This window comes from Bacillus sp. z50 (assembly GCF_058313585.1).
The window spans coordinates 1-13,392 of record NZ_JBZFQL010000013.1 but is presented as its reverse complement, the minus strand read 5'-3'; the positions used below and the strand labels follow the sequence as shown (position 1 = coordinate 13,392).

The following is a 13,392-nucleotide window of genomic DNA, read 5'->3' as shown; positions in this document are numbered from 1 at the left end:
ACAAATGATCCCGTCCGCTAAACTGTTCACCCCCTACTTGTAGAAATATGTTTGAGGCTGGTTGGGACTGAGATCTCGTATAACAAGCGAAGCTATAATACTACTTGGAGGAAATAGGGATACTGGTGAATTTATCAGAGGAGGAGAAAGAATGAACCCAGTTGTGGGTATAGATATAGCCAAAGAAGAAAGTGAAGTACAGGCTTTTTTAGATAAAGGAAAGCCGTATGGAACAAGTTTTTCGATTAAGCATAATCGTGAAGAGTTGGAGAAGTTTATCTATTTCTTAGAAGAAATGAAGGAAACAACTGGGCAGATGCCTGTGGTTATATTGGAATCAACAGGACATTATCATACCCCAGTTGTTCAATGCTTAGAAGAGAATGACATACTTTATATCTTATTGAATCCAATCATTTCTCATCAAGCGAAGAAGGCCAGTTTAAGAAAGGTGAAAACTGATGCGTTTGATGCGTATCAATTATGTGTTCTCTATTATAAAGAAGAATTTGAACCTCAAAAAAGGAGAGGAATTCAACTTCTAAATATTCGGAATCTATCGAGACAACAAGAGATAATGACGAATATGTATGTGGAGGCAAAATTGCATTTCCATACGATTTTAGATCAGGTTTTCCCTGAATATAGAAAGGTTTTTGGGGATCTATTTTCGAAAGTATCTTTATCGGTATTAAAGGAATACCCTACCTCGGAGAAGGTTCTAAGGGCTAGCAAGGAAGAGCTAGAAGATAGGATACGAGAACATTGTCCCAGTCGGTCTGTACAGTGGGCCAAAGAAAAGGCAAGAAAGCTCATTCATTCAGCTTCTCAAAATCCTTTTCAGAAAGTGCGATATGAAAGCCATCTTATCAATCTTAGTATGTATATCGATATTTTATTTCACTACCAAGGACACCTTACGGATTTAGAGAGCCAAATGGTATCCCTGGCAAATGAAATAGAAGAATATAAGATTATCCAATCGATTCCTGGTATCGGTGAAAAGATTGCGGCAACAATCATTTCGGAGATAGGAGAAATTGATCGGTTTAATCACCCTAAAAAGTTAGTGGCCTTCGCTGGAGTAGATCCCAGTGTCTATTCATCTGGTAAGTTTACTGCGAACATAAATCGTATAACCAAACGAGGATCCAGTAGGCTAAGGCATAGTTTGTATTTAGCTGTTTTATGTGGGATAAGAGGCTCTAGAAATAAAAAGCTCAAAGAGTTCTATGATAGAAAACGTTCAGAAGGAAAACCTTCAAAAGTTGCCATTGTAGCTTGTATCAACAAGCTGCTTCACTGGATTTATGCTTTATTGAAAAAGAACGAGAATTTCCTAGATTTAGCTTAGGAAATGATATTTATCCAACATAAGAAAAACCTTCCAAAAAGAAACTGGAGGGTTATTTGGCATACCCAAAAACAGTATAGCATATAAAAAAATGAAATATACAGAGAGATATTGACAACCTATTAGCTGGTTTAGCTGAATAAGAATGTTTTAGGATTTGCATTATAATTATCAAAATTCCTCTTGAACCTCTAGTTACGTGAGGTTTTATCATGAGCTTAAATATTTATGGGGAGGGATGTTGATGAAAGGGAATATAGAATATTCCATTGGTGAATTTTCGGAAAAGACAGGAATACCTATTCGAGCTCTACATTATTATGATGAAATCGGTCTTTTACAGCCAAAGAAGAATCCAACATCAGGTCATCGTATTTACAGACATCAAGATACTTTAACGTTACAAAAACTCTTAAGTTTAAAGTTTCTTGGATATAACTTGGTTAAGATTGCTGAATTATTAGGTGAATCAAGTTTTTCAGATGATTTAAATAAGACTTTAAACCTCCACTTTCGAGCACTAGAAAAAGAAAAAGAACGAATTGAGCGTTCAATGACTGCTGTTAAGAGAGTGATTATGATACTTGAGAAAGAGGGAGAAGTTGATAGTACAGTGTTATTCAGCCTTATCCATAGTACAGAGATGGACAATATGCAATACAAATGGATGGAACGGCATAACTTATCTGATGTAGCGGAAGGAATAGCAAAGAAATCTGAAGAAGAAAAACTAGCCCTAGATCAAACCTTCATTGAGTTAAATAAGCAAGTGAAACAATTATACGGTAAACCTATCGACCATCCTGAAGTGCAAGAAGTGATTAAAATGTATCTTGAAGAGTCTTTTGCGTTTCTTGGTGAAGATTTGGTGCAAAATCTAGCTGATGCTGACGTAGAAGAACTCGATATTCAAGAGTTTGAACAACTCGCACCTTCACCATTCACAGAAAATGAGCAAAAATGGCTTAACCAAGCAATAGAATTTTATATGAAACATGTAGAAATGGAATGAAAATAGGTTTTTACCTGACTACAGTATAATTTCATTAAAGGGTGTTAAACCAAGAAGAATTAATGCCCTTTTCTATTGAATTTCTTATTTTAGAAATGGGCCAGATTAGCGGACGAAGACATTCGAAAAGTCGGAGGATTTTATGAAAAGGAAATTTCCGTTTGTGATTTCAATTGCTGCGGTTTCGGGTGGGGGCAAAACAACAATAACTTCTTACCTAAAAGGACAGTTGCAAAATAGTAAAACAATATCTTTTGATGATTATGATTTTGATGGTCCCGATAACTTTATTGAATGGGTTGATAATGGTTCTAATCCTGATGATTGGGACTTATCACCACTCATCTAAATCTGAGATTGTAAGTATTATCGTTCAAAATATAATGTGAATAGAGTAATTCACAGGACAAAGCAAGAATGAAAATATAATATCTTATTCAATTAACAGGGATGTTGATTTAAGCAGGATTAATGTCCCTTTATGTTGAACTCATATGGTTGAAATGGGGCAGGTTAGTTCATTAAGAAAGTAAAAATATAGGGGGAGTATTTATTTAAATGAGGTGCAGCACCATTAATGCTCTTTTTAGTTGAATTCCTTAATGTAGAAACGGGGATTTTGACAATGAGCAAACATAGACTGGTGGTTTTTATGTGTGCTCAAAAAACGTCAATAGGAATGGTAAAAGAGAGGTTTATTAAATCACCACAATAAAAATAGAACGTTTGTATTATTTTAAACAAACGTTCTAACTATGCTTCTGGCTATCTAATAGTCTCGAATTTATTCTTGTTGTTCTTGATCATCCTTCAATCGGCCTGCTTTTTTTACGGCTTCTTTTAAGAGGATTTCTATTTGAGCATTTACACTGCGAAGTTCATCATCTGCCCATTTTTCAAGTGCGTCATAAAGTTTAGGATCAATTCTTAGCGGATATGCTTTTCTTTTGGCCATCTTAAAAACCTAGTGAATGCTTCCTGTATTAATAATTGGCTGCGTTCCCTTTTCTGAAACAATTGCAACCATTAAGTTGTTGACCATTTGTGCTTTCTTGTCTTCATCAAGTTCAACAATATCTTCATCCGCCAATTGGTCGATCGCACTTTTCACCATTCCAATGGCACCATCAACAATTACCTTACGGGCAGCCAGCACAGCCTGGGCCTGTTGTCTTTGTAACATAGCGGAAGCAATCTCAGAAGAATAGGCTAGATGCATGATTCGTGCCTCAAGCACATCCACACCAGCTACCTCTAAACGTTTTTGTAAATCCTCTGCTAAAAAAACAGCAATTTCATCACTATTTCTCCGTAGTGACAGATCGGTTTCTTTGTCAAAGTGATCATAGGCGTATTGGCTTGCGATATGACGAATTCCCGTTTCACTTTGGATTTGTACAAACTCTTTGTAATCCTTCACATCAAAAGTTGCCTTCGCACTATCATTGACACGGTATACCACCACGGCAGCTATTTCAATCGGATTACCTTCTAAATCATTTACCTTTAGGGTATCGCTATTGAAATTGATGACGCGCAGTGAAACGCTGGATTTGATGGTAAAAGGTATTGCCAACCATAGACCTTGCTCGCGTATGACTCCTACATATGTTCCGAAAAATGTTAATACTTTTGCTTCGTTTGGTTGGACAATGGTGATGCCAGACAATAATACGGCAACAGCTATTAATAATACGATTGGAAGTACAGTTGATCCATTTATCAACATATAAGCACTAATGCTGATAATGACCAACCCTGCAAGGACGCCTAAATAACCATTCATTTTAACTGCCTTCTTTTCAACCATCTTAATGCCTCCTATATATCAAAGTGATATCACAATTATATCACTTATTTAGTTAGATAGTTAGCTTTTTATAACAAAATATACCAAATATTCTAATTAAGTTTGTAAAGCAATCCTAAAATACACCTGTATAATTATTCGGAAAGTTTAAAATAATCTTCCTTTGGTTTATTTGATTTGCTAAAATAAGGAGGCCTTATAAAAGAGAAAAGGAGGGCATTTGTGAAGATCTTTGTAAAGCTAAAATGGTTTTTTAAGAAAGAAAAAAAAGCATACATAATTGGCATCATTATGTTATTATTCGTAGCTATTTTGCAGCTGATTCCACCTAGAATTATAGGAATTGTAGTTGATCAGATTAATAATGATTCTCTGACAGGTGCAGGTCTTTCGAAATTGACTGTTATTTTAATTGCTTCGGGCGTTGGTATGTACATATTAAGATATTTTTGGCGAATCAAGATCTTTGGTTCAGCCGTGAAGTTAGCAAGAGAACTTCGTTATCGATTATTTGATCATTTCACGAATATGCCGTCATCCTTTTACCAGCGTAAGCGCACCGGAGATTTGATGGCACATGCGACCAATGACTTAAATGCAATCCAGCAAACCGCAGGAAGCGGTGTCCTATCCTTAGTTGATTCGCTAACGACCGGTGGGTTTGTTGTTCTGGCCATGGCCTTTATTGATTGGCGTTTAACGCTGTTTGCATTGCTTCCTATGCCCGTTATTGCCATCTCAACAAGCTATTATGGGAAGCTATTACATAAAAGATTTAGGGCTGCTCAGGCTGCCTTTTCTGAATTGAATGACAAGACCCAGGAAAGCATAAATGGGATTAAAGTGATCAAGACCTTTGGCCAGGAAAGAGAGGATATTGAATCCTTTCGGTCTTCCTCTAATGATGTAGTGGATAAAAACATATCGGTGGCGCGTATAGATGCCTTGTTTGATCCAACTATCAGTGTAATGGCGGGACTTTCTTATTTTATTTCAATCGCTGTTGGCGCGAAATATGTGATGGAGGGCAGTTTGACGATTGGTGAACTTGTATCTTTTTCAACCTATCTAGGATTATTGATTTGGCCGATGCTCGCTTTTGGATTCTTATTTAATATCGTGCAACGGGGGAACGCATCTTATGATCGAATTACTGAACTCCTAGCTGAAAAAACCGATATTTTTGATAAAACTGGCGCTCTTAACGAACAAGCCAGTGGTGATATAGAATTTGAGATTTCATCCTTTACTTATCCTGATGAAAAGGAACCTGTACTGGAGGATCTCTCATTTACGATAAAAAAAGGGGAAACTCTCGGAATAGTTGGGAAAACTGGTGCAGGTAAAACGACTTTATTAAAATTACTGATTAGGGAATTTGAGACAACAGAAGGGTGCATAAGCATTGGAGGACACGAAGTCCAAAATTATACGTTGAAATCCTTACGAGAAGCAATTGGGTATGTACCACAGGATCCTTTTTTATTTTCAGCAACAGTTGGTGAGAATATCGCCTTTGCTAAACCGAATGCTACCAAAGGTGAAATTAAAGAAGCAGCAAATCTTTCATATATTCATTCTGATATTGAAGGCTTTACGGAAGGATATAATACGGTTGTAGGTGAACGTGGAGTCTCGCTTTCTGGTGGTCAAAAGCAAAGAATCAGTATAGCAAGGGCATTGATGCTTGATCCTGAAATCTTAATTCTGGATGACTCACTATCGGCAGTCGATGCCAAAACAGAGGCAACAATCCTTCAGAATTTAAAGGAAAACAGAGTACACAAAACAACGATTATCACATCCCATCGGTTAAGTGCTATCCAGCATGCCAATCTAATCATTGTTCTGAAGGACGGTAAAATCGTTCAAAAAGGTACGCATAGGGAGTTAATGGACTTGGAAGGCTGGTATAAAGAAATGTACCAACAGCAACAATTAGAAGAATTAGTGGAGCAGGGGGGATAAGAGATGGATGAACTTAAATCAATAACAGGAAAAGAACAGCGAGCAATTCTCTTCCGTCTCTTGTCCTATGCGAAACCATATAAAAAGAGATTAATAGGAGCATTTTTCTTATTATTTCTTGCGACAGTGGCTGACATCACAGGACCTATTTTAGTGAAGATATTCATTGATGATTATTTAACGCCAATGAATATGCAGTATAAGCCAATAGCTATTTTGGCAATCGGGTATTTGATACTCCTGTTTGCTAAAATGTTTATTACTTATTTTCAAGAGTTTTCGTTCCAGCTTGTCGCTTTAAAAATTATTCAGCAGCTTAGGGTTGATATTTTTAGTAAAGTACAGAGCCTTGGATTGAGATATTTTGATAAAACACCTGCAGGAGCGATTGTATCCAGGATTACTAATGATACAGAAGCAATTAAGGATATGTTTGTGACTGTGATTGCAGCTTTTATATCCAGTGGGTTTTTCGTGATAGGGACGATTATTGCGATGTTTATTTTAAATGTTAGGCTTGCTGTGTTTTGTTTATTCATCCTGCCCATTTTATATTTGCTTATGAGATTTTATCGTAAATTCAGCAGTGTTTTTTATCAAGAACTCAGGGAAAGGCTAAGCCAGTTGAACGCCAATTTAAATGAATCTCTCCAGGGGATGTCTATAATTCAGGTGTTTCGCCAGCAGAAACGCTTAAAGGATGAGTTTGAGGAGATTAATCAAAAACATTATGAAGCAGGAATGAGGAATATTAAGATAGATGGGTTATTGCTAAGGCCAGCGATAGATCTAGTATATATATTTGCGATTGTTCTTGTGCTCAGTTACTTTGGGATCAACTCGATGAATTCAGTAGTTGAAATAGGTGTTTTGTATGCGTTTGTAAACTATATTGATCGGTTTTTTGAACCCGTTAACCAAGTGATGCAAAGATTATCCTTATATCAGCAGGCAATTGTGGCTGGATCAAGAGTATTTGCTGTTTTGGATGAAAAAGAGTTAGCTCCCGGGGCAGAGAGCATTCAAACGTATAAAATCGAGCGGGGTGTCGTTGAATTTAAAAATGTTAGTTTTTCTTATGATGGAAAGAGAGATGTACTAAAAAACATCTCCTTTAAAGTCAATGAGGGCGAAACAGTTGCACTTGTTGGACATACGGGTAGTGGAAAAAGTTCTATCATAAATTTGATCATGCGTTTCTATGAATTTAATAGAGGAGATATATTAATTGATGGGAAATCCATCAAAAGTTATTCAAATGAAGAACTGCGGGGGAAGATGGGGCTTGTATTACAGGATGCTTTCTTATTCTATGGGTCTGTTAGAGATAATATCAGTTTGCATGATCAAACAATAACGGACAATGAAATAGAAGAGGCAGCTAATTTTGTTCAGGCACAATCCTTCATTGAAAAGCTACCTGATAAATATAATCATTTAGTAGTGGAGCGGGGAGCAACATTTTCGAGCGGTCAAAGGCAGTTGATTGGCTTCGCGCGAACAATCGTGAGAGATCCTAAAATTCTTATTCTTGATGAAGCGACAGCCAATATTGATACAGAAACTGAAGAGGCTATTCAAAAAAGCCTGGCAAAAATGAGAAAGGGCAGAACGACAATTGCAATTGCCCACCGTCTTTCCACAATTCAAGATGCTAACCTTATACTTGTTTTGCATCAAGGCCAAATTGTTGAACAGGGAACACATCAGGAATTGCTGGCTAAGCAAGGGCTTTATTATAAAATGTATTTACTTCAAAACGGTATCCGTTCAAGTTTCAACAAAGATGTAAGCTGAAATAAAGACTCTAACTAAATAAATCGCATCCGATGAATCGGATGCGATTTATTGTTTTTCTGAAATATACTTTTGGGTGATTCCTGAAACTGTTTGAACAGTGTTTTAATGGAAAAAGAATGAGTTCTTCTAACTCTATTCTATCCTTATGTGTTTAGGTTTTTCTTACTTTAGCTTAACATGATATTTTTGATCTATTGTATGTTTTTTCAGGTTGATAGTTGTTTAACAGATGATCGAGTTCCTGGCTATATTGAATGGTTGTTTGAGATGATAATCCATTCTGAGAGACGACAGTAACTAGTTCTGCACGCTTGATTTCTATTTTATCTAACAACTCTTGATTATCCATGGTTGCAGATCCTTCCTCGTTTAGTGGATTATGTTTAAATTTACAAGGTTATAACATATTCTTACAGAAAAGAATTGCGGTAAAACTATTATACATAAATTTTACTAAAAATGTAAAATATATTGAAAAATTAAAACTATACTCTTTATCATCTGCTCAGACAGTTACTTTATATGGAGTAATTTGGTACAATGTAAGATGGAATGAATTAGAAACAGTGGGGGTAATTTCATTTGGGTGATATTAATATATTTTTGGCATTCGGAGCAGGTTTCCTCAGCTTTATATCTCCATGCTGTCTTCCGCTTTATCCGGCCTTTCTTTCATATATAACAGGAATGTCGGTTGGAGAATTAAAAAATGATAACGCGATGATGCATAAAAGGAGTCTATTACATACTTTCTTTTTCTTAATTGGATTTTCCATTATTTTTATAGCACTGGGATTCAGTGCATCTTATATTGGAACCTTCTTTGAAAACTATGGAGATATTATCCGGCAATTAGGTGCTATTCTTATAGTCTTTTTTGGCTTAATTATAATTGGCTTCTTTCAGCCAAAGTTTCTTATGAAAGAACACCGTTTTGAATTTAAAAATCGTCCGGGTGGTTATATCGGATCAATTTTAATAGGAATTGCCTTTGCAGCAGGATGGACTCCATGTAGTGGACCTATTTTAATGGTTGTCATTGGGATGACCGGAACCAACCCGGAATCTGGTATGTTCTACATGTTAGCTTATACTTTAGGATTTGCTATTCCGTTTTTTATTATGTCTTTTTTTATTGGGAAATTAAGCTGGATCAAACGCAACTCGGATAAAGTTATGAAGGCAGGCGGAATGTTAATGATTCTGATGGGAATCGTTTTGTTTTTTGATTGGATGACCAAAATAAGCTCCTATTTTATCGCTTTATTCGGAGGATGGAGTGGTTTTTAACTAGTTTTAATCATATTCAGCACAGAGATATAATTTTATTTTGTAACAGGGGGGAACTAAAGATGGCTAATATTCTAATAGTGGATGATGCAAAGTTTATGCGGTTGACGTTGGCAGCTATCCTTAAAAAAGGAAATCATCACATTGTTGGAGAAGCAGAATCAGGTATAGAGGCAATTGATCTATATGAAAAGTATAAGCCTGATTTGGTTACTATGGATGTAACGATGCCATTAATGAGTGGATTAGAGGCGACCAAAGTAATTAAGGGTAAATACCCGGATGCCAAAATTATTATGTGTTCGGCAATGGGTCAGCAAAAGATTGTCAGAGAATCCATAGAAGCGGGTGCAAAAGACTTTATTATAAAACCATTTGAAGAGATAAGGGTAATAGATGCGGTCAAGCGTGTCTTGGATTAACATAAATCGTATTAAACGTTTGAAATTTATGTATGCTAAAAGGAATGATGATATATGATGTTTGCAGTATCTACAATACTTGCAGTGATAATGGGACTTTTTGTTTTTGCAGTAAGGATGAAGGCATCCCAAAAACCGGCTTCTATCAAAAAGATTATATTGCCGCCGTTTTTTATGAGTACCGGTGCACTTATGTATGTATTCCCGTATTTTCGGTTAACTGGAATGGAAATACTCGAGGCAATCATACTGGGCATGTTTTTTTCCATATTTTTAATAAAGACATCCAAATTTGAAATTAAAGATAAACAAATATATATGAAACGGTCGAAAGCTTTTGGAATTGTCCTTATAGGACTCATTTTAATCAGAACCATCCTTAAGGTATTTTTAAGTTCATCAATTGATTTGGGTGAAACAGGAGGAATGTTCTGGCTATTGGCTTTTTCAATGATTGTGCCATGGAGAATAGCGATGTATATGCAATATAAAAAGTTTGAAAACATCTTAAATGATACACAGGCAGGTAATAATCCGGTTACTTCCGTATAAATGATAAAAAACGACCTTTGGTCGTTTTTTTAATTTTGGCTGTTTTAACCCGAATCATGTTAATCGTGTTGAATTTGTTTCACAAAATACAACCGTATTTTAAATTGAAGATATTTTTGAGGAAGATCATAAAAATAAAAGGCTGTTTTCGCATAGATTGTTGCTCTTGAATAAAAGGATATAAATATCCAATTTGTGGTACAGTTGAATTAAGATGGCTTGTTCAACAAACGGGGCAGGTTAGCGGAAGAAGGACTTGAACAAAATATGGCGAATAATTGATATTAGAACATACCAACGACTAAAAGACGATCAACGAATTAGGGATAAAACCAGTAAATAAATTTCAGGGAGAGTAACATGAATTTTAATGAGTCGGTTTTGGATGAACAGCTTGAAATACTAAAAAGCTTTTTATGCCATTATTCTAGTTTTAGATATTTAAATGAGAAATTTGATAACCTATGTAGATTTGGTTCTCAGGAATTTTGGAAGTATACAATAGATGCACATTACTTTATGTCAATTAATCTCTGGTGTATGATTTTTGGCACTGACGAAAATGAAATACACTGGAAGAAGCTTGGATTAGATGGTGATTTAAAGCCAATTATTTTGTCTAACATAGAGTTAAGTGAGAAAGATTATAATTTGTACTGGAAGAGTTTGAAGGATTGGCGAAATATGTATTCAGCACATAGAGTACCAGGATTTAAAGAAAAGACACCAGACTTGAAAATAGCCCGAATGGTAGTATTTATATATGAAGACTGGGTTGAAAGGAATATTGATGCAATCAGTTAGTTATTCCTCATTGAAACTATATGAGGAAAACTTTAAAGAAGAATTCAATTTATCAATTAGCACTTTGCTAACAGCGTCAAAATAATACATAGTCTTTAAGCAGGGATAAATATTTTTGGCTATTATAGCTTATTGAACTAAAGGGGCAGAAGAGTTGAAGAAGCCTATGATTAAGGATGGGGAAAATGAAAGAAAAAATACACATATTGGGAGCCTCTGGTTCTGGTACTTCAACGCTCGGTTCTTCATTATCAAAGGTCTTACCTCATACACATCTTGATACTGATGACTACTTTTGGACAACTAAATTTACTAAACAAAGAGAAGTACCTAAAAGAAGAGAAATGCTTGAAAAAGATTTATTACTTAATGAAAACTGGATTCTTTCTGGTGCAGTGTGTGGTTGGGGTGATAACTTTAAAAGTTATTTTGACCTTGTTATATTCTTATGGGTTCCGCAAGATATAAGGCTTGAAAGGTTAAAGCAGAGGGAATATGAGCGTTATGGAAGTCAAATATTAACTGGCGGAAGCAAATATGAACAATCGAAAACTTTTTTAGAGTGGGCTTCTCTTTATGATAGTGCGGGAATGAAAGTTAGAAGTAAAAAATTGCACGAGCATTGGATGGCAGACTTATCTTGTCCAGTATTAAAAATTGAAGGGGATTATTCAGTCAATGAAAGAGTTGATATTGTCTTAGATTATCTAAATACTAATTGAACTAACAGGGAGTTGATCCAAGAAGGATTAATGTCCTTTTCTGTTGAACTCCTTATGGAAGTAAAGGGGCAGGTTCGTATTATATAGTTCAGCCAGAACTTTCTGGTTGAACTTTTTTCATATGAATTTAATCTATCAGTAGCCAGGGTAGAACGTAAGGGGCAGTGGGACAAATGATCCCGTCCGCTAAACTGTTCACCCCCTACTTGTAGAAATATGTTTGAGGCTGGTTGGGACTGAGATCTCGTATAACAAGCGAAGCTATAATACTACTTGGAGGAAATAGGGATACTGGTGAATTTATCAGAGGAGGAGAAAGAATGAACCCAGTTGTGGGTATAGATATAGCCAAAGAAGAAAGTGAAGTACAGGCTTTTTTAGATAAAGGAAAGCCGTATGGAACAAGTTTTTCGATTAAGCATAATCGTGAAGAGTTGGAGAAGTTTATCTATTTCTTAGAAGAAATGAAGGAAACAACTGGGCAGATGCCTGTGGTTATATTGGAATCAACAGGACATTATCATACCCCAGTTGTTCAATGCTTAGAAGAGAATGACATACTTTATATCTTATTGAATCCAATCATTTCTCATCAAGCGAAGAAGGCCAGTTTAAGAAAGGTGAAAACTGATGCGTTTGATGCGTATCAATTATGTGTTCTCTATTATAAAGAAGAATTTGAACCTCAAAAAAGGAGAGGAATTCAACTTCTAAATATTCGGAATCTATCGAGACAACAAGAGATAATGACGAATATGTATGTGGAGGCAAAATTGCATTTCCATACGATTTTAGATCAGGTTTTCCCTGAATATAGAAAGGTTTTTGGGGATCTATTTTCGAAAGTATCTTTATCGGTATTAAAGGAATACCCTACCTCGGAGAAGGTTCTAAGGGCTAGCAAGGAAGAGCTAGAAGATAGGATACGAGAACATTGTCCCAGTCGGTCTGTACAGTGGGCCAAAGAAAAGGCAAGAAAGCTCATTCATTCAGCTTCTCAAAATCCTTTTCAGAAAGTGCGATATGAAAGCCATCTTATCAATCTTAGTATGTATATCGATATTTTATTTCACTACCAAGGACACCTTACGGATTTAGAGAGCCAAATGGTATCCCTGGCAAATGAAATAGAAGAATATAAGATTATCCAATCGATTCCTGGTATCGGTGAAAAGATTGCGGCAACAATCATTTCGGAGATAGGAGAAATTGATCGGTTTAATCACCCTAAAAAGTTAGTGGCCTTCGCTGGAGTAGATCCCAGTGTCTATTCATCTGGTAAGTTTACTGCGAACATAAATCGTATAACCAAACGAGGATCCAGTAGGCTAAGGCATAGTTTGTATTTAGCTGTTTTATGTGGGATAAGAGGCTCTAGAAATAAAAAGCTCAAAGAGTTCTATGATAGAAAACGTTCAGAAGGAAAACCTTCAAAAGTTGCCATTGTAGCTTGTATCAACAAGCTGCTTCACTGGATTTATGCTTTATTGAAAAAGAACGAGAATTTCCTAGATTTAGCTTAGGAAATGATATTTATCCAACATAAGAAAAACCTTCCAAAAAGAAACTGGAGGGTTATTTGGCATACCCAAAAACAGTATAGCATATAAAAAAATGAAATATACAGAGAGATATTGACAACCTATTAGCTGGTTTAG

At 35.8% G+C, this 13,392-nt stretch carries 14 protein-coding genes; 11 read left to right on the top strand and 3 right to left on the bottom strand.

Translation table 11 applies throughout. The annotated features are described in order from the left end of the window. The first annotated feature begins 151 nt into the window (after positions 1-151). The 3 genes from AC4G3N_RS19175 to AC4G3N_RS19165 all read left to right on the top strand — a co-directional run bounded on the left by AC4G3N_RS19175 (position 152) and on the right by AC4G3N_RS19165 (position 2,715). Positions 152-1,354 (top strand): IS110 family RNA-guided transposase, encoded by a 1,203-nt coding sequence (locus AC4G3N_RS19175; protein ID WP_491089503.1) that lies wholly within the window; start codon positions 152-154, stop codon positions 1,352-1,354. Between the two features lie 244 nt (positions 1,355-1,598). Beyond that, entirely contained in the window at positions 1,599-2,366 is a 768-nt protein-coding gene (locus tag AC4G3N_RS19170; RefSeq protein ID WP_491091045.1) for a MerR family transcriptional regulator, read from the top strand. 142 nt (positions 2,367-2,508) lie between these two features. After that, positions 2,509-2,715, top strand: coding sequence for a nucleoside/nucleotide kinase family protein (locus AC4G3N_RS19165; protein ID WP_491091043.1), 207 nt, complete (start codon positions 2,509-2,511; stop codon positions 2,713-2,715). A gap of 435 nt (positions 2,716-3,150) precedes the next feature. Here the strand turns inward: AC4G3N_RS19165 and AC4G3N_RS19160 are convergent, their stop codons facing one another. Both AC4G3N_RS19160 and AC4G3N_RS19155 read right to left on the bottom strand, forming a co-directional pair. Beyond that, positions 3,151-3,321: a type II toxin-antitoxin system antitoxin gene (locus AC4G3N_RS19160; RefSeq protein WP_139063817.1), complete on the bottom strand. Its 171-nt coding sequence runs from the start codon at positions 3,319-3,321 to the stop codon at positions 3,151-3,153. A 9-nt stretch (positions 3,322-3,330) separates the two neighbouring features. Further along, positions 3,331-4,176: an SPFH domain-containing protein gene (locus tag AC4G3N_RS19155; protein WP_139891992.1), complete on the bottom strand. Its 846-nt coding sequence runs from the start codon at positions 4,174-4,176 to the stop codon at positions 3,331-3,333. A 222-nt stretch (positions 4,177-4,398) separates the two neighbouring features. Here AC4G3N_RS19155 and AC4G3N_RS19150 point away from each other — a divergent pair, with 222 nt between their 5' ends. After that, a complete protein-coding gene (locus AC4G3N_RS19150; RefSeq protein WP_491091038.1) occupies positions 4,399-6,144 on the top strand; it encodes an ABC transporter ATP-binding protein in 1,746 nt (581 codons plus the stop codon). Between the two features lie 3 nt (positions 6,145-6,147). After that, entirely contained in the window at positions 6,148-7,941 is a 1,794-nt protein-coding gene (locus tag AC4G3N_RS19145; protein ID WP_066103984.1) for an ABC transporter ATP-binding protein, read from the top strand. 175 nt (positions 7,942-8,116) lie between these two features. Here the strand turns inward: AC4G3N_RS19145 and AC4G3N_RS19140 are convergent, their stop codons facing one another. After that, complete coding sequence (locus tag AC4G3N_RS19140) at positions 8,117-8,293, bottom strand: aspartyl-phosphate phosphatase Spo0E family protein (protein WP_077248028.1); 177 nt, start codon at positions 8,291-8,293, stop codon at positions 8,117-8,119. 233 nt (positions 8,294-8,526) lie between these two features. On the opposite strand from AC4G3N_RS19140, the gene AC4G3N_RS19135 reads away from it, so the two are divergent. The 6 genes from AC4G3N_RS19135 to AC4G3N_RS19110 all read left to right on the top strand — a co-directional run bounded on the left by AC4G3N_RS19135 (position 8,527) and on the right by AC4G3N_RS19110 (position 13,257). Next, positions 8,527-9,234, top strand: coding sequence for a cytochrome c biogenesis CcdA family protein (locus tag AC4G3N_RS19135; protein WP_491091035.1), 708 nt, complete (start codon positions 8,527-8,529; stop codon positions 9,232-9,234). A 62-nt stretch (positions 9,235-9,296) separates the two neighbouring features. Beyond that, positions 9,297-9,656 carry a response regulator gene (locus AC4G3N_RS19130; protein ID WP_139891988.1) on the top strand — a complete coding sequence of 120 codons (360 nt, stop codon included), beginning with the start codon at positions 9,297-9,299 and terminating at the stop codon, positions 9,654-9,656. Between the two features lie 54 nt (positions 9,657-9,710). Then, the gene (locus AC4G3N_RS19125; protein ID WP_139891987.1) at positions 9,711-10,208 is read left to right on the top strand and encodes a CcdC family protein; all 498 of its coding nucleotides are present in this window, start codon (positions 9,711-9,713) and stop codon (positions 10,206-10,208) included. Positions 10,209-10,568: 360 nt separating this feature from the next. Next, positions 10,569-11,012 carry a hypothetical protein gene (locus tag AC4G3N_RS19120; RefSeq protein ID WP_491091032.1) on the top strand — a complete coding sequence of 148 codons (444 nt, stop codon included), beginning with the start codon at positions 10,569-10,571 and terminating at the stop codon, positions 11,010-11,012. A 185-nt stretch (positions 11,013-11,197) separates the two neighbouring features. Next, positions 11,198-11,734: an ATP-binding protein gene (locus AC4G3N_RS19115; RefSeq protein ID WP_066103966.1), complete on the top strand. Its 537-nt coding sequence runs from the start codon at positions 11,198-11,200 to the stop codon at positions 11,732-11,734. 320 nt (positions 11,735-12,054) lie between these two features. Then, entirely contained in the window at positions 12,055-13,257 is a 1,203-nt protein-coding gene (locus tag AC4G3N_RS19110) for an IS110 family RNA-guided transposase (RefSeq protein ID WP_491089503.1), read from the top strand. Positions 13,258-13,392: the final 135 nt, after the last annotated feature.